An 18,086-nucleotide genomic window follows, 5' to 3' on the forward strand; every position below is an offset into this window, starting at 1 on the left:
CATAACCAAGGGGAGTAAGGCGTGATCCGAACATTGACGATGGTGGCGCTCGCCGCCGGGCTGGTCGCCTGTACCGGCGACAAGAGCGGGGTGCGGTCGGCTTCGGCCGATGCGCCGGCCGGCACGGGCAAGGGGCCGGGGGTGGGCAAGGGCTATAACCATGACCCGTACCCATCGACCTATCGCGCCTATCCGGGGCGGGCGACGCTGGTGACCAACGTCACCATCTATGATGGCGAGGGCGGGCGGATCGACAAGGGATCGGTGCTCTTCCGCGACGGCAAGATCGTCGAGGTCGGACAGTCGATCGCGCCGGCCGACGGCGTGACGGTGATCGACGGGCAGGGCAAATGGGTGACGCCGGGCATCATCGACGTCCACAGCCATCTGGGCGACTATCCCAGCCCCGGCGTCGATGCGCATAGTGACGGCAACGAGATGACCGGGCCGGTCACCGCCGATGTCTGGGCCGAACACAGCGTCTGGCCGCAGGACCCCGGTTTCTCGCGCGCGCTGACCAATGGCGGGGTGACGACGCTGCAGATCCTGCCCGGTTCGGCGAACCTGATGGGCGGGCGGTCGGTGACGCTGAAGAACGTCTATGGCCGGACGATGCAGGCGATGAAGTTCCCCGGCGCCCCCTATGGCCTGAAGATGGCGTGCGGCGAGAATCCCAAGCGTGTCTATGGGTCGAAGGGGCGAATGCCCTCGACCCGAATGGGCAACCTCGCCGTCGATCGCGCGACATGGCTGCGCGCGAAGGACTATGACCGCAAATGGGATAAATATGAGGCGGATGGCGGCGAGGCGCCGGCGCGCGACCTCGCCATGGATACGCTGCGCGGGGTGCTCGACGGCGAGATCCTCGTCCACAACCACTGCTACCGCGCCGACGAAATGGCCATCGTCATGGATATGGCCAAGGAGATGGGGTATAAGGTCACCGCCTTCCACCACGCCGTCGAAAGCTACAAGATCGCCGATCTGCTGAAGGCGCAGGGCGTGTGTTCGGCGGTATGGGCCGACTGGTATGGCTTCAAGATGGAAAGCTATGACGGGATCGGCGAGAACCTGCCGATCCTCGACAAGCAGGGCGCGTGCGCGATGATCCATTCGGACGACGCGAACGGCATCCAGCGGCTCAATCAGGAAGTGGCGAAGGTCATGGCCTCGGCCAAGCGCGCGGGCATGCCGGTGACGCCCGAACATGCGTGGACGTGGCTCGGCATCAACCCCGCGCGGGCGCTTGGCATCGACAAGGTGACGGGCTCGCTCAAGGCCGGCAAGATGGCCGATGTCGTGCTGTGGAACGGCGATCCGTTCAGCGTATATACCCGCCCGCAAATGGTGTGGGTCGATGGCGCGCTGCTCTACGACGCGAATAATCCGCGGCTGCGGCCGGTGTCCGATTTCGAACTTGGCCAGCCCGGCGAAGGGGATGTGAAGTGAAGCGTTTGATCCTTGCCGCACTGCTGGCCGGCAGCACCGCTCTTCCCGCCGCTGCGCAGGATGTGACCATCACCAATGCCCGGCTGGTGCTGGGCGACGGATCGGCGCCGGTCGAGGGCGGCACCGTCGTCATTCGCGGCGGGCGGGTCGTGTCGGCCGGGCGCGGCGGCGCATCCACTGGCGGAAAGACGATCGATGCGGGCGGGCGCTATGTCACGCCGGGCATCGTCGCCGGCTTCACCCGGCTCGGCATCGTCGAGGTCGACGGGGTCGGCCCGACCAACGACGCCTCGGCGCGCGACAGCGTGTTCAATGCGGGCCTCGACGTGACCGCCGGCCTGAACCCGCGCGCGACGCCGATCGCGATCAACCGCACCGATGGCGTCACCCGCGCCGTGGTCGCGCCCGACAATGGCGGATCGATCTTCGCCGGACAGGGCGCGGTGATCGACCTCGGCAACGACATGGACGCGGTCACCCGTCCGCGCGCCTTCCAGTTCATGGAATGGGGCGAGGCGGGCGCGCGTGCCGCAGGCGGCAGCCGCCCGGCGGCGATGGCGATGTTCCGCAACGCGCTGTTCGAGGCGCAGGCCTATGGCCGCAACCCGGCGAGCTTCGCCGATCGCGGCAAGGAAGCGCTGCTGACCCGCGCCGATGCGCAGGCGTTGCAGGGCGTGCTGTCGGGACAGGTGCCGCTGCTGATCCATGTCGAGCGGGCGTCGGACATATTGGGCGTGCTGGCGCTGAAGCGCGAGTTTCCGGGCCTGAAGCCGGTGCTGGTCGGCGCTGCCGAGGGCTGGACCGTGGCGCAACAGATCGCGGCGGCGGGCGTGCCGGTGCTCGCCAGTGCATTGGCCGACCTGCCGGCAAGCTTCGAGCAGCTGGCGGCGACCCAGTCCAATATCGGGCGGATGAAGGCGGCGGGGGTGACCGTCGGCATCGGCATGATCGGCGACGACGAAGCGCGGCAGGCACGGCTGGTGCGGCAATATGCCGGCAATCTGGTCGCGCTGTCGAAGATTCCGGGCGCGGCCGGGCTGGATTGGGGGGCGGCGTTCGCGACGATCACCTCGCTGCCCGCGCGCGCGATCGGCATGGACGGCGAGATCGGGACGCTCGCCGCTGGCCGTCGCGGCGACGTGGTGATCTGGGACGGCGATCCGCTGGAGATCGGGTCGGTTCCGACGCAGCTGTTCATCGACGGGGTCGAACAGCCGCTGACCAACCGCCAGACGCGGCTGCGCGACCGCTATCTGGTGCCCGAGGAACAGGGACTGCCCAAGGCGTATCAGCGCTGATCCGGGGAACCGTCGGCGCGGTCGTTGATTGTCCGAAACGGACATTGGCCGCGTCGGCGGTGCCTTTGGGAGATGGAAAGATGCGTGGGTTGCTGGTGATGCTGGGTGGATCGCTGATGCTGGCGGCCTGTGGCCCAAGCGCCGAGCAGCAGGCGGCCGCCAATCAGGCGGCGATGGCAAATGCACAGCAAGCGTCGGAGATGGCGGCGAAGGTCGACGCGCTGGCCCCCGGACAGCGCGAGGCAGTGTTCATCCGCGCGATCCGCGACGCCGGTCTGCCGTGCCAGGGCGTGACCTCCGCCGAGCGTGGCGAACAGCCGGGCAGCTGGGTCGCGACCTGTCGCGAAGGGTCACGGCACGTCATCACCTTCGGGGCGAACGGCATGGCGAACGTGACCAGCTTCACGCCGCAGCCGGCAGCGCAGCGGTAAGATCGGGGCGTCGGCAGTAAGGGTCGCGACCCGACCGCAACCCATGCCAGCGAGCCGGTGCCGGCGAATGGCGGCACTCGCACGGACCGGCTCGCAATACATCCAAACCCGCTCGCCGCTGGATCAGGGCGGTTGAGAACTCAGCCGCTCGGGTTCTGCGACAGGGTCACGCGGCAGCGGTGGGCCGAAGCGTGACCGTTCGGGCGGTACGCGGCAACCGGTACATCGCACCGGCACCAGCCGCGTTCAGGATCCTGCGAACGCCCAATGATGCAAGCACCGTGAAGACGACACCCATTGGCGCTACGAAATTTTTTAAAAGGACAATCTCGGCAAGTCCCATCGCCTTGAACCCAGCAACGTAGATGGCAATCAACGGAACCTGCGCGACATAGATGGGCAGGGTGTTGCGTCCGAGATAGCGTAACAGCCGGCTAGGCAGCGCGAAACGGTCCAGAATCCGGGCAAGCAGTAGCAGAAGGCCGACACCTGCTATCGACGCTCCAAATCGCGCCGGCGCCGCGAGGGGGCCGTCGATCAGGCAGTACAAGGCATAGCAAAGTATGAAAGCGATCGATAGCGCGAGGATGCCCGAAACAAGCCTCCAACTCCCGATGCCGATGACGATCTGCGGAGACATTGCCGCGCCATAGAAAAAGACGAAGTAGCGCAAGGCGTTGCGATGGGCGAGGTTCGACAGGAACCCCGTATCCGCGTTCTGACTTTCGGTAATCATCAGCGAAATCACCGATACGATTACCACCGCGAGGAGTGTGAGCCGCTTGTCGAATCGCTGAAGCGCTTTTGCCACGACGAAGAAGATGGCGAGGCACCAGAGGAACCAGAGGCCGGTCGTCGGCATCAAAATGGCCCAACCGATTTCGCTGATGCTGCTGCCCTCGGCAGGGTTGTCGGGGTTCGGTAGGAGCGTGGCGCAAAAAACCCAACGCACGACCGTCCAGATCATGAACAGCCAGACGTACAGTGCGACCTTTCGACGCAGAAGGTCGCCCCACGGTTTTGCAAGCGCCGAACCTGCGAAGACGCCGGCCGCCGCGAAGAACAGCGGCATCCGAATGGGCGATAGGAAGTGATTCAGTTCGACCAGGCGGCCTACATCCACACCGGATGGTTGCGCCAACTGTCCCGTATGCATCATCGTTACCATGAGGATCGACAACGCTTTCGCCACGTCGATCCATTCGACGCGCCCCGTATCCGTTCGCATCATAGCCCCCCGGCCTAGATGGTTGGAAGATTTCGATACTGCACGGCGGCTTTCCGCGTCCGCACAATAGCAGTGTCACCAATATGCGCTGCAACGCGACCCGACGAATACCCCGTATGAGGTAGATTTACGTATTTTAGTCGTCGCCATTCAGGGGGCGGAGCCGGACCATTTGGTAGATATTGTCGATCGCGGCAGTATCAGATTGGCCGTTGCAGCGCGGAATGGCTTCCATGCAAAGCGAGGGGACCCGAAGTGCCCCGACACATCCGGTTCGGAGGAAACCCCGCTCCGAACCGGATTCGCTTCTTCTGTTCGTTCGCTAAACGCTGCGGCATCAGCGTCGCATCGCGGCTTTGGCGGGAACGGGCATGACGGGGTTGGTGGATTCGGCGACGGCGGTGATGCGCATGGCGCAGGCACGGCTGGATGTCGCCGCACATAATATCGCGAACGTGGCGACGCCCGGCTATAAGCGGCGGATCGGCTTTGCCGACACGGTCGCGGCGCGTAGCGAGGTCGCGCTGGCGACGCGGATCGATGCGGCGCAGGCATCGCTGACCGAAACCGGCAACGTGTTCGACATGGCGATCAGCGGCGACGGCTATTTCCGCGTTCGTGACGGCGAACGCACGCTCTATACCCGACAGGGGCAGTTCCGCCGCGACGCCGATGGCGCGATGGTCACGCCGCAGGGCTATGTCCTGCAACAGTCGGGCGGCGGCGACCTGGTGATCGACGGTGCGAAGATCGACCTCGCCCGTATCGCCGTCGAACGCTGCGACGATCCGGCGGGGATGACCGCGGTCGGCGAAAGCTTCTTTGCGGGACAGGCAATGGTCGACACCGATCGGGCCGAGGTGCGCACCGGCATGCTCGAAGCGTCGAACGTGACGCTGGGCGACGAAATGACCCAGACGATGGTCGCAATGCGGCAGGCGGAAAGCGGGGCGCGGCTGATCCAGCTCTATGACGAACTGATGGGCCGTGCCGCCGCCACCTTCGGAGGCAAGGGATGAGCGACGCCTATCAGATCGGCGCGATCGGACTGCGCACCCAGCAACTGGCGCTCGACGCGATCGCCAACAATATCTCGAACATCAACACGTCGGGGTTCAAGCGGTCGGAAATACGCTTTGCCGATGTGGTGGCCAGCCGACCCGATGCGACCTTGCTGCCCGCCGACCTGCGATCGGCGGCGCCGACATTGGCCGGGGTGGCGCTCGATTTGCAGTTCATGCTGAACGATCCCGGCGAGTTGCAGCGGACCGGCGCGGCAATGGACGTGGCGATCGATGGCGCGGGCTTCATCGAATTGATGGAGCCGGACGGGCAGAGCGTGCTGTGGCGTGGCGGGCGGTTGCAGATCGGCGACGACGGCGCGCTGACCGGGGCGGGCGGCCTTGCGCTGAAGGCCAATATCACCGTGCCCGACGACGTGACCGCGCTGACGATCGCTGCCGATGGCACGGTGCGGGCGCAAGGGGCCGATGGCGCGGCGCCGGTCGAACTGGGGCAGATCCGGCTGGTGCGGCTGAACGATGCGGCGGACGTGACCCGTATGGATGGCGGGCTGTACCGGGTGGCGGACGCCACGCGGCTGGAGGAACTGGTGCCCGGCGAGGACGGGGCGGGGCAGGTCATCCAGGGCGCGGTCGAGCGGTCGAACGTGCAACTGACCGAAGAGATGGTGCGGATGATGCTGGTCCAGCGCGCCTATGCGGCGAATGCGCAGATATTGCAGGCGGCCGATCAGATGATGGGGATCGCGAACACGCTGCGGCGCTGACGCGGACACGGGGAAACGGACAATGCTGATGACGGTGGCGGCCGGGCTGATGCTCGTTGCCGAAGCGAAGGTGCGCGTGCGCGAGGTGACGCTCGCCGACCTGGTGCAAGGTGCCGGCGACGCCGGGCGGCAGGTGGTGCTGCGCCTGCCAGCCGGACGGCGGCAGATTACGCTGCCTGCGGCGACGATCGCGGCGATGGTGCGAAGGGCGACCGGCGTGCAGGTCGGCGGGACCGGCACCGTTGCGATCACCTTTCTGGCACCCGCGCCGGTGCGCCGCGACTGGTCGCCTGCACCGGTGTTGCCGGGGGGTAGCGAGTTGACACTGCGCTCGGTCGCCGGGCCGGTCATGATCGAGCGGCCGGTGACGACGTTGCAACCTGGTCGGGCGGGGCGGTCGGTGTTCGTGCGCGACGGGCAGGGGCAGGTCTTCGCCGCGCCGCTCGCGATCGGCGACGACCTGTACCGGCCGGGCGGCTGGGGCGCGCTGGCAACGGATCAGCGCGCGGCGCAGGTCGGCGATGCGCTGACCATCGTCGTCTTTCAGAGCGCCGATGCCAGCAATTCGGCACAGAATGCGACGCGCAAGGCGACCGACCTGTCGGCGTCGATCGATGCCGGGTCGGTCGGCGAAGGCGGTCGCGCGACGCTGGGCGGCGGGTTCAGCGGGCGGGGCGAGGCCCGACGCAGCGAGCGGCTGGTCACGCGCCTGAGCGCGACGGTCAGCGCGGTGCTGCCCAATGGCGACCTGATCGTGACCGGGCGGCAACGCATGGCGATCAACGGCGAGCGGACCGAGGTCGGGGTGCGCGGGCGCATCCGCGTCGCCGATATCGGGCCGGACAACAGCGTGTTGTCGTCGCGCATTGCCGATGCCGAGATCGATTATGGCGGGCGCGGCTTCGTGTCGCGCGGCAGCCGGCCGGGGCTGCTCAACCGCCTGTTCGGCGCGTTGGGGCTCGGCTGATGCGGTTCGGGTTCGCCCTTGCGCCGCTGTTGCTGCTGAGCGTTCCAGCGGCTGCGCAGTCGGTGCCGATCAAGGCGCTGGGCCGGTTCGACGGTTGGCGGCAGAATGCGCTGGTCGGGTACGGGCTGGTCGTCGGCCTGTCGGGATCGGGCGATACGCGGCGCAGCGTCGTCACGCGACAGGCGCTGCGCAACGTGCTCAATCGCCTCGGCACCAATGTCGCCGAGGCGGAGATCAGCAGCCGCAACGTCGCGGTGGTGATGGTGACCGGCATGTTGCCGCCCTCCGCCAATGTCGGCGACCGGATCGACGCCACGATCGCCTCGATCGGCGATGCGCGCAGTCTGGCGGGCGGTACGCTGGTGATGACGCCGCTGCTGGGGCCGGATGGCAAGCCCTATGCGCTGGCGCAGGGGCCGTTGCTGGTCGGCGGGCATCGCTTCGACAGCGATCTGAACCGCGAACAGCGCAACTATCCGACCTCGGCGATCCTCGAAGGCGGGGCGACGATCGAGACGGCGGTCGACAGCAACATCCTGAAGCCCGGCGGCGAATTGTCGTTCCTGTTGTCCGATCCGAATTTCGAGACCGCCGAGCGCGTCGCGGCCGGGATCGTCCGCCGCTTCGGTGCCGGCGTCGCGTGGGCGCGCAATGCCGATGAGGTGCGGGTGCGCTATGGCGGGGGCGCCGCGGGGCTGACCGGGTTTCTGGCGGCGCTGGAGAATGTCGGGGTCGAGCCGGCGGCGACGCGACGGGTGGTCATCAACGAACGCACCGGCACGGTGGTGGCGGGGGGCGACGTGACGCTGTCGTCGGTCGTGATCGCGCAGGGCGATATCAAGGTGTCGGTCGTCGCCGAGAATTTCGCGTCGCAACCCGATTTCTATGCCGGCTTCGCCAGCGACGTCGACGCGGGTGCCGGGGTACGCAGCCTGGTCGTCACCAATACCAAATTGGACGTTCGGCAGGGCAGCGGCGACGCGACCATCCGCTTCGGCAACACGACCATCGCCGATCTGGTGCAGGGGCTGTCGCGCGCCCGCGTCGATACCCAGCGGATGATCGGCATTTTGCAGGCCATCAAGGCCGCCGGCGCGCTGCACGCCGAATTGATCGTAAAGTGAGGAAGCTCGAATGGATGCGCTGACTTCGGTCGTCATCGCCAAGGCGCTGGACGGGCTGACCGCCCGGGCCGAGGCGACCGCGGCGAACATCGCCAACGCCAATTCGCCCGGCTATCGCCCGATGCGGGTCGATTTCGAGGAAGCGCTGCGTAGTGCCGCCGGGCGCGGTGCCGATGCGGTCGCGGCAGTGCGGCCGACCACGTCATGGGGCGTGACGCCCGCCTTCGGAACCGAGGCACGGCTCGACCTCGAACTGGCGACCGCTTCGGAAACCTCGCTGCGTTTCGCCGCGCTGATCGACGTGCTGGGGCGCGAAATGGGGCTGATGCGCGCCGCGATCGCGGGAGGACGGTGATGGACGCCGCCCGGATCAGCCGTACCGGCCTCGACGTCGAATGGCAGCGGTTGCAGGTGATCGCCGCCAACATCGCCAACGCCAACACCACCGGGTACCGGGCGCAGCGGCTGCTGACCGGACCGATGGCGGGCTTCGGGTCGCTGGTGCGATCGGGGGTCGGCGTCACGGGGTTGCAACCCGTCGCGAACGGGGTGCGCCGCGTCCACGAACCCGGCCATCCGCAGGCCGATGCCGAGGGCTTCGTTGCATATCCCGATCTCGATCAGGCAGGCGAAATGGCGCTGATGATCCGTACCGCGCGCGCCTATGAGGCCAATTTGACCGCGATGAGCATCGCGCATCAGCTGTACGCGCGTGCGCTCGATCTGGGGAAGCAGTCGTGAGCGGGGTGATCCCGCCGCTGGCCGGCGTGACCGCCGCGCCGCTGGCGCTGCAACTCGGGCCGGTCGTTACGTCGCCGCCACCGACGCAGGGGTTCGGCGCATTGGTAATGGCGGGGCTGCGTGGGCTGGATGCGAAGCTCGACGCGGCCGATGCGCTGGTGCGGCGCTTCGCGGTCGATGACAGCATCCCCATCCATCAGGTGACGATGGCGCTGGAGGAAGCGCGGCTGTCGGTCGAACTGGCGATGCAGGTCCGCGCCCGGCTGGTCGAGGGATATCGCGACCTGATGAACCTGCAGCTATGAGCGAGCCAGTCCCTTCGCCGCGCCGGCAATGGCTGTTGATCGGCGGTGTGTTCGTGGTCGTGCTGGGGTTGCTCGGCGGGGCCTATTGGGCGTTCCTGCGCGATGGATATTCGACTCTGGCCGATCATGTCCGGCCGGGCGAGGCGGCGGCGATCGTCGCCGAACTCGACAAGCGCGGCACCCCCTATGAACTGCGCGATGGCGGCACGACGGTACTGGTGCCGAGCAGCGAGGCGGATGCGACGCGGCTGGCAATGGTCCGGGCCGATGTCGGCGAGGTCGGGTTCGAACTGTTCAACAAGTCGGACATGGGCCTCACCAATTTCGCTCAGAAGATCAATTACCAGCGGGCGCTGCAGGGGGAGCTGGTCCGTACCATCGAGCTGATGGACGGCGTGGAAGGCGCGCGTGTCCACCTCGCGCTGCCCGAACGCACGCTGTTCCGCGACGACCGGATCGAACCGAGCGCGGCGGTAACGGTGCAGATGCGCGGGGGCGCGGTGCCCGATGCGGCGAAGGTCGTCGGGATCCAGCGACTGGTCGCGGCCGCTGTGCCCGACCTGCCAGCCGAACGGGTGGTAGTGCTTGACGCCGAGGGCCGGGTCGTCAGCGCCAACGCCGTGCCCCAGCCGGTCGAGGGCGATGCGACGACGGCGGTCGAGAATTATTATCGCGCACGGGCACGGGCGGCGATCGAAGGCGTCCGGCCCGGACTGCGCCACGAACTGCGCGTCGAGGCACTGGCGCAGGGCGATACGGTCGTCGATCCGGCGAACTGGACGCCGGGCGAGACGGAGGGCGCACGCAATTTCCGGCTGCGCATGACCTTAATCACGCCGCAGCCGCTGGATGCGGGCGAGCAGGCGGCGCTGGCGGCTGTGATCCGGCCGGCGGTCGGGCTGGACGATGCGCAGGGCGACATGCTGTCGTTCGAAACGGGCGTGTCCACGCCACCGGTCGCGCCGACGGTGCCGACCTATGTGCCGCCGACCGTGGCGAGCGCGCCGATGGCCGCGCCGGCATGGTGGCCATGGGCGCTGGCGGGTCTGGTGTTCGTGGCCCTGATCGTGGTCGCAGTGCGCCGGGCGCGGGCGACGCGGTTGTCGGGAGCGGAACAGGACGCGTTCGCGGCAATGCTGCGGCGACGGATCGGACAGGATGGGGGCGAGCATGTCGCCGGCTGACGATCCGATCGCACAGTTGCGGGTATTGTCGCCGGCCGACCGGCGCGCGGTACTGGCGCGGCTGACCCCGGCCGAGCGGCTGCGGGTCGAGGCGGTGGCGGTGGCGACGCCGTTCGCAGCCGATATCACGGCCCGACTTACCGATCCGGGTGAATCGATGACGGCGGCCGGGCGGGCGGCACTGGTCGAGGCGGCGGCAGCGTTCGCCGCGCCGGCTCTGCCGGGACCGGGGCCGTCGCTACTCGGCCGGTTGCGCCTTGCGATTGGGGGGCGCTGACATGGCGGTGCTCAAACCGGCCGATGCAACCTTGGTTCGGGCACTCGTTGCGCCGCCGACGGTGGCGATCGACGAAGCCGAGCGTCTGCGCGCCGAGCTTGCGACATTGCGCGCGGATTCTGTCCGGGCGGCGGAGGCGGCGAAGATCGCCATCGCCAAGGCGCGCGAAGAGGGGCTGGCCGAAGGACGCAAGGCCGGGATCGCGTCGGTCGAACGCAGCGAACGCGAGCGGATCGACCTGCTGGCCAAGGGACTGGCGGCGGAAGTACAGCGTCTGTCCGAACGGTTGCAGGCGCTCGATTGCCTTGCCGCGGCACTCGCGCGCGCCTGTCTCGACCGGGTGTTCGCTCGGCCCGAGGCGATGGCGGCGATGGTCGCCGATGCGCTTGACCACCGGCTGGGGATGTTGCGCGATCGGGCCGGGCTGACGGTGCGGGTGAGCGGCAATGATTTTACCGACGCGGCGTCACTGGTCGGACACGGCGAAATCACGATCGATCCCGACCTGCCATCGGGGGCGTGCCGGATCGGCGTGCGGCTGGGGCGGATCGATCTGGACGTGCCCCAGCAATGGTCGGCGATCGCGCAGGCGCTGGACGAAATGGCCGGGGCATGACCGAACATCGCTTCCTCACCCGCATCGCCGAGCTCGATCTCGCCTTGCCCTATGGCGAGGTGCGGCGGGTGATGCCCGGCCGGATCGAGGCGAGCGGACCGATGGCGATGGTCGGCGACCTGTGCCGGGTCGGCGGGCAACTGGCCGAAGTAGCGGCGGTCGATGCCGATACACTGGTGCTGGTCCCCGTCGAGGACGGCATGGCCGTACCGATCGGCACGCGCGTCGAGCCGGTTACGCATAATGGCGTCGGGGTCGGCGACGGCTATGGCGGACGCGCGATCGATGCGCTGGGGCGGCCAATCGACAGGGGCTCCGCGATCCGGCCGGATCAGCGAGTCAGCCTGCGTGGGGTGACGCCGGGGCCTCTCGACCGCATCGCGCCGACGACGCTGCTGGAAACCGGCGTCCGCGCGATCGACGGGTTGCTGACGCTGGGGCAGGGACAGCGCATCGGCGTCTTCGCAGCGAGCGGGGTAGGGAAGACCAGCGTGATCGAACAGATCGTCGCGCAGACCGAAGCGACACGGCGCATCGTCTGTCTGGTCGGCGAGCGCGGACGCGAGGTGTCGGGTTTCTGGCAGGCGCTTTCGTCGCGGGGCAAGGCGGCGACGCTGGTCGCCGCGACGTCGGACGAGAGTGCGGCGATGCGCGCGCGGGCGGTGTCGACTGCCTTGTGCCTCGCCGAATATTGGCGCGACCGGGGCGAGCATGTGCTGCTGGTCGTCGATTCGATCACCCGGCTGGCGATGGCGCTGCGCGAAATCGGGCTGGCGGCCGGCGAGCCGCCGACGGTGCGGGCCTATACGCCCAATGTCTTCGCCGCTCTGCCGCGGATCGTCGAACGATGCGGCGCGGTGCGCGGCGGTGGCGCGATCACCGCGATCCTGACCGTGCTCAGCGAAACCGACGAGATCGACGACCCGATCGTCGAGACGATGAAGGCGTTGCTCGACGGGCATATCCTGTTGTCGCGGACGCTGGCGGATCGCGGGCATTTCCCCGCGATCGATCCGATCCGCAGCATCAGCCGGCAGGCTGCGCGGCTGATGACGCCCGCGCATGGGCAGGTGGCACGGGCGGTGACCGCGCAGCTCGCCATCTATGACGAAGCACGGGTGATGATCGACAGCGGGCTGTATCAGGCAGGCGCGAACCCGGCGATCGATGCGGCGATCGCCGCGCGCGACGGGATCAATGCGTTTCTGCGGCAGGAGCAGGGGCTGGCCGTGCCCTTTGCCGAGACACTGCGGCACCTGACCAGGCTGACGCCGGGGAAGCGGCATGGCTGATCGGATGGCGCGCGCGTGGCAGGCGCTGCGGACGATCGCGGCGCTGCGGGTCGATCGGGCACAGGCCGAGCATCGCCGGACGGTGCTGGTGAAGCGTGATGCCGCGCGGGAATTGGCGGAAGCCGATACCGCGTTGGTCGAGGCGGCGGATGCGTGGCAACGGCAGGTCATCGAGGGTTTCGATCCGACGCTGGGCGGTGCCTATGCACGGGTGCTGACAGCCCGAGCCGAAGCACAGATGGCGGCAACGGATGCGCAGAGAAGTGCGGCGCAGGCGGCCGAAGCGGCGGCGGCGGCGACACGGCGGGAACAGGCGCGGGGCGATGCAGTCGCGACGCAGGGCGATGCCGCCGTTCGGCAGGCACGCCGTCATGCCGACGAACGCGCGTTGACGGCGATCGCCGATCGCGCGGCGCTGAAGTGGATGCAGCGATGATCCCGCCGTTGACCGACCTGCCGACCGGATCGAGCGGCGAGGCGCCGATGGCAGCGGGCGTGCCCGTTGTCGCGGCGCCGACGCTGCGCTTCGCCGACCTGCTGGTGGCGGACCCGGCGTCGCCGGCGAAGGCCGAGGTGCAGGCCGAGCGGTTCAATCAGGACGGCTTCTTCGGCACGTCGGTCGCGATGCCGTTGGCGGCGGCGGGGGTTGCGGTCGTGCCGCCGGTGGCACCGGTCGAGCCGGCCGAAGACCTTTTGGTCGCGGCTCGGGTCGAGGGACCAGCCGTGTTCCTTGCTGCATCGGCCCCCATTGCCAAGGCGGCAGCGCCGGTCGTGCCGCCCATGTCGCCCGGTTTCGCGAAACCGGCCGTGTCGCAGCCGAGCGCGCCTCCGCAGGCGACTGCGCCCATGAATGCACCGCGCGCACCATCAACCCGTTCCGACCCGGCCGCGCCGGTCCAACCGCGCCCGCCGATCCGTCAGCGTCCGCTTCCGACCGGATCGTTCGTGGCGGTCGCGGTGCAGGCGGTGGCGCATGGGATCGAAGTCGTGGCGCAGGTCGCCAGCCTCGACGAACGCGACCGTGCCGCGCTGGCCGACAAGGTCGCCGCACTGCTCGCCGCGCATGGCTATGCGCCCGCGCACATCACCATCGCCGCCATGTCCGGCACCCGACAGGAAGCCCGCTGATGCAGACCGCCCCAATTTCGTCCGTCACGCCAGCCAGCGAGACGAGCGCCGCCCAGACCGCCACCAGCGCCTTCGGACTCGGCTTCGATGCGCTGCTGAAGATCATCCTGACGCAGCTGACCTATCAGGACCCGTTGAAGCCGATGGACAATTTCCAGTTCGTCTCGCAGCTCGCGCAATTCTCGCAAGTCCAGCAGGGGCAGACCGCGAACGAGCGGTTGCAGGCGATGACCGCGATGCAGGCGACCAATCAGGCGACCGGGCTGCTCGGCAAGCGGGTCGATATCGCCGCCGGTGCGGCGACGCTGTCGGGCATGGTCACCGCCATCGCGCTCTCGTCCGGCACGCCAAGCATCACCATCGAAACCGACGACAAGCGCACCATCGCCGGGCTCGCCATCGGCAATATCGTCCAGATCCGGGAGAAGAATTGATGTTCGGCGCGATCTAAATCGGCCTGAGCGGCCTCAACGCCTATTCGAAGGGGTTGCAACAGGTCAGCAACAACGTGTCGAACCTGAACACGACCGGGTTCAAGGGGTCGACGGTCAGTTTCCACAATCTGTACGCGACGCCCGATCGCGGCGGCCTGTCGTTGACCGGACAGGGCGGCAGCGACGGGTACGGCGTCGCGGTCGATGACGGCACGCTGAATTTCAAACAGGGCGAGTTGCGCAGCACCGATCGCGATCTCGACCTGTCGGTCGATGGCAATGGCTTCCTCGTGCTGCTCGACGGCGACCGGACGTTGTACGCGCGGACCGGCAGTTTCGAGGTCGACCCGGCCGGATTCATCGTGCTGAGCGGCACCAGCTATCGGCTGGCGACGCTGGATGCGAACGGGCGCGCGGTCAGCCTGTCGGTCGATGCGCGCCGGACCAGCGCGCCCAAGGCGACGACAGCCGTGACCTTCGCCGACAATCTGTCGTCGACCGCGACCAGCTACGCCGTCAGCGACATCCGCGTGTTCGACGCGAGTGGTGCTGCGCATGTGTGGAAAGCCGATTTCGCCAAGGGCAGCGACGGGTGGACGGTGACCGTCACCGACGACAAGGGCGCGACGGTCGGGACGCAGACGTTGAAGTTCAACGCCGGGATCGTCGACCCGACGACGGCGAAGCTCGACTTCACCGATGCCGCTTCCGGGCTGACGGTGCAGTTCGATTTCTCGGGCGGTGTCACGTCGTTTTCGGGGGGCGAGGTGTCGACGCTGCGCGCGACGAAGGTCGATGGCTATGCAGCGGGCACGATCACCGGCATCGCCGCCGATAGCGCGGGCAAGCTGCAACTGACCTATTCGAACGGGCAGAAAGTCGATGGTGGCGCGATCGCGCTGGCCGATTTCCGCGATCCGACGCGGCTGGAACAGCGCGACGGCCTGTTCGTCGAGCGCGAGGCCGGCCAGTCGATGCTGCTCGCCAGCGACGATCCGCGCGTGGGGCAGGTGCGGTCGAAACGGCTGGAGGCGTCGAACGTCGACCTGTCGCAACAGTTTGGCGACCTGATCCTGATCCAGCGCGGATTCCAGGCGTCGTCGCAGATCGTCAGCGTGTCGAACGACATGATCCAGCAGTTGTTCGGCATCCGGGGGCAGGGATGAGCGCGGTGGCATGGCTGCCGGCCGATACGCAGCCGCCAGCCGCGCTGGATGCGGTCTTCGCGGGCGTGGTCGCGGCGTGGGAGGCACAGTGGTTCGTTGGCGGGGCGGGGCAGGCGCCACGCTTGCGGCGCGGCGGTGGAGCGGGCTGGCGGCGCAATGCGGCGGGGCTGGCGATCGGGACCGCGCCCGATACCGCGCTGCGCATCGGGGCGCGGATCGTCGGGGTGTCGGCGGAGGGACGCGCGGGGGCGGACCCGGCGGTGCTGGAGGCGGTTGCCGAGCCTTGTCTGCTCAATCTTCGCGCGCGGTTGGTTGCCGTGGCGGGCGGCGATGACGGGTTCGTGCTTGCGGAGGGTTCCGCGTGGGTGGCGACGCTTGGCGACGGGCTGACGTTCGGATTGTCCGACGCGCTGTTTGCCGCGCTGGTGCGACGGGTATTGCCACCGGTCGGGTTGCCGCGATTGGCGCCGGGGTCAGCGGCGTTGTCGGCAATTCCGGTCACGGTCGGGGCGGCTATGGGGCGCGCGGCGATGCGGCTGGCCGACCTGCGCGCGCTGGAGGTCGGCGACGTCGTCGTGCTCGACCGCGCGCTGGCCGACCCGGTGCCGATCGCGCTCGACGGGCGACCTCTGCCGCGTGGTCGGGTGCGGGTCGTGCCGGCCGAACCGGTCCCGTCGCTGCAAATCGTCGACGTCGCTGCGTGAGTATCACCATGTCCGAAACCAGGATTTCCCCGCGCGTCAGCACGACGCTGATCGACAGCGTCGCGGTCGAACTTGACGCCCTGCTGGGACAGGCGAAAATGACCGTCGGCGCGCTGACCGCGCTCCAGCCCGGCGCCGTCGTGCCGCTGGAGGCGGCGCTCAACCACCCGGTCGAATTGCGGCTGGGCGACGCGATCGTCGCGCGCGGCGAACTGGTCGCGGTCGACGACAAGTTCGGCGTGCGGCTGACGGAGATCGCGCAGTGGCCGGAATGATCCTCGCCGCCGCGCCCGCGCGGTTGGGCGGTGGCGCGGCGCTCGACGTGTCGCTGACGCGGATCGTCGTCGCGCTGCTGGTCTGCGTGACGCTGGACGGGCTGGCGGCGGTGCTCCTGAAGCGTGGCGGCGGGCGGCTGACGCTACCCAGCCGGGCCGAGCGGCGGATCGCGGTGATCGAAAGCCGGCGGATCAGCGTGCATGCCGATCTGTGCCTGCTGCGCTGCGACGGGCAGGAATATGTGATCCTGTCGTCCGCGACCGGACAGCAGGTGCTGCGCAATGGGCCGGCGGCATGAACGCGATGCTGGCCGGCGGTGCGATCGGCAACGATGTCGTGCGCACCGCGCTGATCCTGACGCTGCTCGCGGTCATTCCGGCGGTGGTCATCAGCATGACCAGTTTCGTGCGCACCGTCATCGTGCTGTCGATGGTGCGCCACGCCTTTGGTATGCCGGAGACGCCGCCGACGCCGGTGCTGGTCGCGCTGTCGATGTTCCTGACCGCGTTCACCATGGCGCCGACGATGACGCGGATCAACACCGATGCGCTGCAGCCCCTGCTCGCCGGGCGGATCGGGGTGGAGGCGGCGATGACCGCCGGGGCCGCGCCGCTCCGCCGGTTCATGCTGGCGCAGACGCGCGATGCCGATCTCGAATCGATCTACGCGATCAGCCGTACGCCGCTGCCGCGCCGCGCAGAAGACGTCGAGACGCTGAAGCTAGCTCCCGCCTTCATCCTCAACGAGCTGCGCGTGTCGTTCACCATCGGCTTCGTGATCCTGCTCCCGTTCCTGCTGATCGACCTGGTGGTGGCTAGCATCCTGCTGGCGCTGGGCATGATGATGGTGCCGCCCGCGACGATAGCGCTGCCGGTCAAGATATTGATGTTCGTGCTGATCGATGGCTGGGGGCTGGTGCTGCAAGGGGTGCTCGGCAGTTTCCGATGATGCGGCGCGTCGGCTTCGACCTGTTGCTGGTGCCGCCGCGCGTCGAAGCGTCGCTGTGGCGGCGGCTGCGCTTCGAGAACGAGAAACGGTGTCGGGAGCAGATCTTCACCCGCTATCGTCTGCTCGCCCGCGCCATCGCCCGGCGCCAGCATGGCCGGCGGCCCAAACATGGCGCGGAGCTGGGCGACATGGAGCATTTCGCCTATGAAGGGCTGTTGCAGGCGATCGACCGCTATGACCCGCTGCGCGGCATTCCGTTCGGTGCCTATGCGCGGCGGCGGATCGTCGGCAGCATCGCCGATGGCGCGGCGCGAATGAGCGAGAGCGATGCGACTTGGTCGCAGCGCCGCCGGGCCGAGACTGATCGCGCGCGATCGCTGCGCCATGACGAGGAAGAGGATCCGGTCGCGGCACTGGCGGAACTGGTATCGGGCCTTGCCATCGGGTTGATGCTGGAGGGAAGCGCGCTGGTCGTCGGCGCGGACGGTATCGATCCGCGTCCCAATGCGTATCAGAGCCTCGAATGGCGCGAACTCCACGCGGTGCTGGCGAGTGGCATCGCCGCATTGCCCGAGCGCGAGGCGGTGATTATTCGCCAGCATTATGAAGCGGGCGTCAGTTTCGCCCAGATTGCGGACCTGCTGAACCTGTCGAAAGGGCGGGTGTCGCAACTGCACGCCGCAGCGCTCGGCCGGTTGCGGCGGCGGCTGCACGGATATCGGAGATAGG

Annotated in this window: 24 protein-coding genes; 23 read left to right on the forward strand and 1 reads right to left on the reverse strand. The window is 68.3% G+C overall.

Annotated elements, in window-relative coordinates; all coding sequences use genetic code 11:
- Positions 1 to 39 precede the first annotated feature (39 nt).
- The 3 genes from ACZ1JS_RS02300 (at position 40) to ACZ1JS_RS02310 (ending at position 3,178) form a co-directional block, all read left to right on the forward strand.
- A complete protein-coding gene (locus tag ACZ1JS_RS02300; RefSeq protein WP_465168612.1) occupies positions 40 to 1,449 on the forward strand; it encodes an amidohydrolase in 1,410 nt (469 codons plus the stop codon).
- The gene (locus ACZ1JS_RS02305) at positions 1,446 to 2,747 is read left to right on the forward strand and encodes an amidohydrolase family protein (protein WP_465167538.1); all 1,302 of its coding nucleotides are present in this window, start codon (positions 1,446 to 1,448) and stop codon (positions 2,745 to 2,747) included. Before ACZ1JS_RS02300 ends, ACZ1JS_RS02305 begins: the two co-directional genes overlap by 4 nt.
- An 80-nt stretch (positions 2,748 to 2,827) precedes the next feature.
- Positions 2,828 to 3,178: a hypothetical protein gene (locus tag ACZ1JS_RS02310; RefSeq protein WP_345877571.1), complete on the forward strand. Its 351-nt coding sequence runs from the start codon at positions 2,828 to 2,830 to the stop codon at positions 3,176 to 3,178.
- 166 nt (positions 3,179 to 3,344) lie between these two features.
- Here the strand turns inward: ACZ1JS_RS02310 and ACZ1JS_RS02315 are convergent, their stop codons facing one another.
- A complete protein-coding gene (locus tag ACZ1JS_RS02315; protein ID WP_465167539.1) occupies positions 3,345 to 4,409 on the reverse strand; it encodes an acyltransferase family protein in 1,065 nt (354 codons plus the stop codon).
- A 368-nt stretch (positions 4,410 to 4,777) separates the two neighbouring features.
- Here ACZ1JS_RS02315 and ACZ1JS_RS02320 point away from each other — a divergent pair, with 368 nt between their 5' ends.
- From ACZ1JS_RS02320 to ACZ1JS_RS02415, 20 genes are read left to right on the forward strand one after another with little or no spacing between them, the layout of a single operon-like run.
- On the forward strand, positions 4,778 to 5,425 hold the full coding sequence (locus tag ACZ1JS_RS02320) for a flagellar hook-basal body protein (RefSeq protein WP_465167540.1): 648 nt from the start codon (positions 4,778 to 4,780) through the stop codon (positions 5,423 to 5,425).
- The gene (locus ACZ1JS_RS02325) at positions 5,422 to 6,195 is read left to right on the forward strand and encodes a flagellar hook-basal body protein (RefSeq protein ID WP_465167541.1); all 774 of its coding nucleotides are present in this window, start codon (positions 5,422 to 5,424) and stop codon (positions 6,193 to 6,195) included. The genes ACZ1JS_RS02320 and ACZ1JS_RS02325 overlap by 4 nt, the downstream gene beginning before the upstream one ends.
- A 22-nt stretch (positions 6,196 to 6,217) precedes the next feature.
- Positions 6,218 to 7,162, forward strand: a complete 945-nt coding sequence (locus tag ACZ1JS_RS02330; RefSeq protein WP_465167542.1) for a flagellar basal body L-ring protein FlgH — start codon at positions 6,218 to 6,220, stop codon at positions 7,160 to 7,162.
- Positions 7,162 to 8,286, forward strand: coding sequence for a flagellar basal body P-ring protein FlgI (flgI, locus tag ACZ1JS_RS02335; RefSeq protein ID WP_465167543.1), 1,125 nt, complete (start codon positions 7,162 to 7,164; stop codon positions 8,284 to 8,286). The genes ACZ1JS_RS02330 and flgI overlap by 1 nt, the downstream gene beginning before the upstream one ends.
- Positions 8,287 to 8,296: 10 nt before the next feature.
- The gene (locus tag ACZ1JS_RS02340; RefSeq protein ID WP_465167544.1) at positions 8,297 to 8,641 is read left to right on the forward strand and encodes a flagellar basal body rod protein FlgB; all 345 of its coding nucleotides are present in this window, start codon (positions 8,297 to 8,299) and stop codon (positions 8,639 to 8,641) included.
- On the forward strand, positions 8,641 to 9,027 hold the full coding sequence (locus tag ACZ1JS_RS02345) for a flagellar basal body rod protein FlgC (RefSeq protein ID WP_465168613.1): 387 nt from the start codon (positions 8,641 to 8,643) through the stop codon (positions 9,025 to 9,027). The genes ACZ1JS_RS02340 and ACZ1JS_RS02345 overlap by 1 nt, the downstream gene beginning before the upstream one ends.
- On the forward strand, positions 9,024 to 9,332 hold the full coding sequence (locus ACZ1JS_RS02350) for a flagellar hook-basal body complex protein FliE (protein ID WP_465167545.1): 309 nt from the start codon (positions 9,024 to 9,026) through the stop codon (positions 9,330 to 9,332). Before ACZ1JS_RS02345 ends, ACZ1JS_RS02350 begins: the two co-directional genes overlap by 4 nt.
- Entirely contained in the window at positions 9,329 to 10,516 is a 1,188-nt protein-coding gene (fliF, locus tag ACZ1JS_RS02355; protein ID WP_465167546.1) for a flagellar basal-body MS-ring/collar protein FliF, read from the forward strand. The genes ACZ1JS_RS02350 and fliF overlap by 4 nt, the downstream gene beginning before the upstream one ends.
- Positions 10,503 to 10,793 carry a hypothetical protein gene (locus ACZ1JS_RS02360; RefSeq protein ID WP_465167547.1) on the forward strand — a complete coding sequence of 97 codons (291 nt, stop codon included), beginning with the start codon at positions 10,503 to 10,505 and terminating at the stop codon, positions 10,791 to 10,793. The genes fliF and ACZ1JS_RS02360 overlap by 14 nt, the downstream gene beginning before the upstream one ends.
- A gap of 1 nt (position 10,794) precedes the next feature.
- Entirely contained in the window at positions 10,795 to 11,409 is a 615-nt protein-coding gene (locus ACZ1JS_RS02365) for a FliH/SctL family protein (protein ID WP_465167548.1), read from the forward strand.
- Positions 11,406 to 12,701: a FliI/YscN family ATPase gene (locus ACZ1JS_RS02370; protein WP_465167549.1), complete on the forward strand. Its 1,296-nt coding sequence runs from the start codon at positions 11,406 to 11,408 to the stop codon at positions 12,699 to 12,701. Before ACZ1JS_RS02365 ends, ACZ1JS_RS02370 begins: the two co-directional genes overlap by 4 nt.
- Positions 12,694 to 13,137 (forward strand): hypothetical protein, encoded by a 444-nt coding sequence (locus tag ACZ1JS_RS02375; RefSeq protein ID WP_465167550.1) that lies wholly within the window; start codon positions 12,694 to 12,696, stop codon positions 13,135 to 13,137. Before ACZ1JS_RS02370 ends, ACZ1JS_RS02375 begins: the two co-directional genes overlap by 8 nt.
- Positions 13,134 to 13,829 (forward strand): hypothetical protein, encoded by a 696-nt coding sequence (locus tag ACZ1JS_RS02380; RefSeq protein WP_465167551.1) that lies wholly within the window; start codon positions 13,134 to 13,136, stop codon positions 13,827 to 13,829. The genes ACZ1JS_RS02375 and ACZ1JS_RS02380 overlap by 4 nt, the downstream gene beginning before the upstream one ends.
- Positions 13,829 to 14,263, forward strand: coding sequence for a flagellar hook assembly protein FlgD (locus ACZ1JS_RS02385; RefSeq protein WP_465167552.1), 435 nt, complete (start codon positions 13,829 to 13,831; stop codon positions 14,261 to 14,263). The genes ACZ1JS_RS02380 and ACZ1JS_RS02385 overlap by 1 nt, the downstream gene beginning before the upstream one ends.
- Before the next feature lie 23 nt (positions 14,264 to 14,286).
- A complete protein-coding gene (locus ACZ1JS_RS02390; protein ID WP_465168614.1) occupies positions 14,287 to 15,429 on the forward strand; it encodes a flagellar hook-basal body complex protein in 1,143 nt (380 codons plus the stop codon).
- A gap of 5 nt (positions 15,430 to 15,434) precedes the next feature.
- The gene (locus ACZ1JS_RS02395; RefSeq protein WP_465167553.1) at positions 15,435 to 16,133 is read left to right on the forward strand and encodes a FliM/FliN family flagellar motor switch protein; all 699 of its coding nucleotides are present in this window, start codon (positions 15,435 to 15,437) and stop codon (positions 16,131 to 16,133) included.
- Positions 16,134 to 16,141: 8 nt separating this feature from the next.
- Positions 16,142 to 16,408, forward strand: a complete 267-nt coding sequence (locus tag ACZ1JS_RS02400) for a FliM/FliN family flagellar motor switch protein (RefSeq protein ID WP_465167554.1) — start codon at positions 16,142 to 16,144, stop codon at positions 16,406 to 16,408.
- Entirely contained in the window at positions 16,396 to 16,707 is a 312-nt protein-coding gene (locus tag ACZ1JS_RS02405) for a hypothetical protein (RefSeq protein WP_465167555.1), read from the forward strand. The genes ACZ1JS_RS02400 and ACZ1JS_RS02405 overlap by 13 nt, the downstream gene beginning before the upstream one ends.
- Positions 16,704 to 17,357 carry a flagellar type III secretion system pore protein FliP gene (gene fliP, locus ACZ1JS_RS02410; RefSeq protein WP_465167556.1) on the forward strand — a complete coding sequence of 218 codons (654 nt, stop codon included), beginning with the start codon at positions 16,704 to 16,706 and terminating at the stop codon, positions 17,355 to 17,357. Before ACZ1JS_RS02405 ends, fliP begins: the two co-directional genes overlap by 4 nt.
- Positions 17,354 to 18,085 (forward strand): sigma-70 family RNA polymerase sigma factor, encoded by a 732-nt coding sequence (locus tag ACZ1JS_RS02415; protein ID WP_465167557.1) that lies wholly within the window; start codon positions 17,354 to 17,356, stop codon positions 18,083 to 18,085. Before fliP ends, ACZ1JS_RS02415 begins: the two co-directional genes overlap by 4 nt.
- Position 18,086 lies beyond the last annotated feature (1 nt).

This window comes from Sphingomonas sp. BL-S-05, from assembly GCF_055521695.1.

Coding starts and splice junctions, on each gene's coding strand:
- ACZ1JS_RS02340 (WP_465167544.1), top strand. CDS start 8,297: ATGGATGCGCTGACTTCGGTCGTCATCGCCAAGGCGCTGGACGGGCTG.
- ACZ1JS_RS02310 (WP_345877571.1), top strand. CDS start 2,828: ATGCGTGGGTTGCTGGTGATGCTGGGTGGATCGCTGATGCTGGCGGCC.
- ACZ1JS_RS02330 (WP_465167542.1), top strand. CDS start 6,218: ATGCTGATGACGGTGGCGGCCGGGCTGATGCTCGTTGCCGAAGCGAAG.
- ACZ1JS_RS02345 (WP_465168613.1), top strand. CDS start 8,641: ATGGACGCCGCCCGGATCAGCCGTACCGGCCTCGACGTCGAATGGCAG.
- ACZ1JS_RS02300 (WP_465168612.1), top strand. CDS start 40: ATGGTGGCGCTCGCCGCCGGGCTGGTCGCCTGTACCGGCGACAAGAGC.
- ACZ1JS_RS02385 (WP_465167552.1), top strand. CDS start 13,829: ATGCAGACCGCCCCAATTTCGTCCGTCACGCCAGCCAGCGAGACGAGC.
- ACZ1JS_RS02360 (WP_465167547.1), top strand. CDS start 10,503: ATGTCGCCGGCTGACGATCCGATCGCACAGTTGCGGGTATTGTCGCCG.
- fliP (WP_465167556.1), top strand. CDS start 16,704: ATGAACGCGATGCTGGCCGGCGGTGCGATCGGCAACGATGTCGTGCGC.
- ACZ1JS_RS02320 (WP_465167540.1), top strand. CDS start 4,778: ATGACGGGGTTGGTGGATTCGGCGACGGCGGTGATGCGCATGGCGCAG.
- ACZ1JS_RS02370 (WP_465167549.1), top strand. CDS start 11,406: ATGACCGAACATCGCTTCCTCACCCGCATCGCCGAGCTCGATCTCGCC.
- ACZ1JS_RS02380 (WP_465167551.1), top strand. CDS start 13,134: ATGATCCCGCCGTTGACCGACCTGCCGACCGGATCGAGCGGCGAGGCG.
- ACZ1JS_RS02325 (WP_465167541.1), top strand. CDS start 5,422: ATGAGCGACGCCTATCAGATCGGCGCGATCGGACTGCGCACCCAGCAA.
- ACZ1JS_RS02400 (WP_465167554.1), top strand. CDS start 16,142: ATGTCCGAAACCAGGATTTCCCCGCGCGTCAGCACGACGCTGATCGAC.
- fliF (WP_465167546.1), top strand. CDS start 9,329: ATGAGCGAGCCAGTCCCTTCGCCGCGCCGGCAATGGCTGTTGATCGGC.
- ACZ1JS_RS02365 (WP_465167548.1), top strand. CDS start 10,795: ATGGCGGTGCTCAAACCGGCCGATGCAACCTTGGTTCGGGCACTCGTT.
- flgI (WP_465167543.1), top strand. CDS start 7,162: ATGCGGTTCGGGTTCGCCCTTGCGCCGCTGTTGCTGCTGAGCGTTCCA.
- ACZ1JS_RS02315 (WP_465167539.1), bottom strand. CDS start 4,409: ATGATGCGAACGGATACGGGGCGCGTCGAATGGATCGACGTGGCGAAA.
- ACZ1JS_RS02375 (WP_465167550.1), top strand. CDS start 12,694: ATGGCTGATCGGATGGCGCGCGCGTGGCAGGCGCTGCGGACGATCGCG.
- ACZ1JS_RS02415 (WP_465167557.1), top strand. CDS start 17,354: ATGATGCGGCGCGTCGGCTTCGACCTGTTGCTGGTGCCGCCGCGCGTC.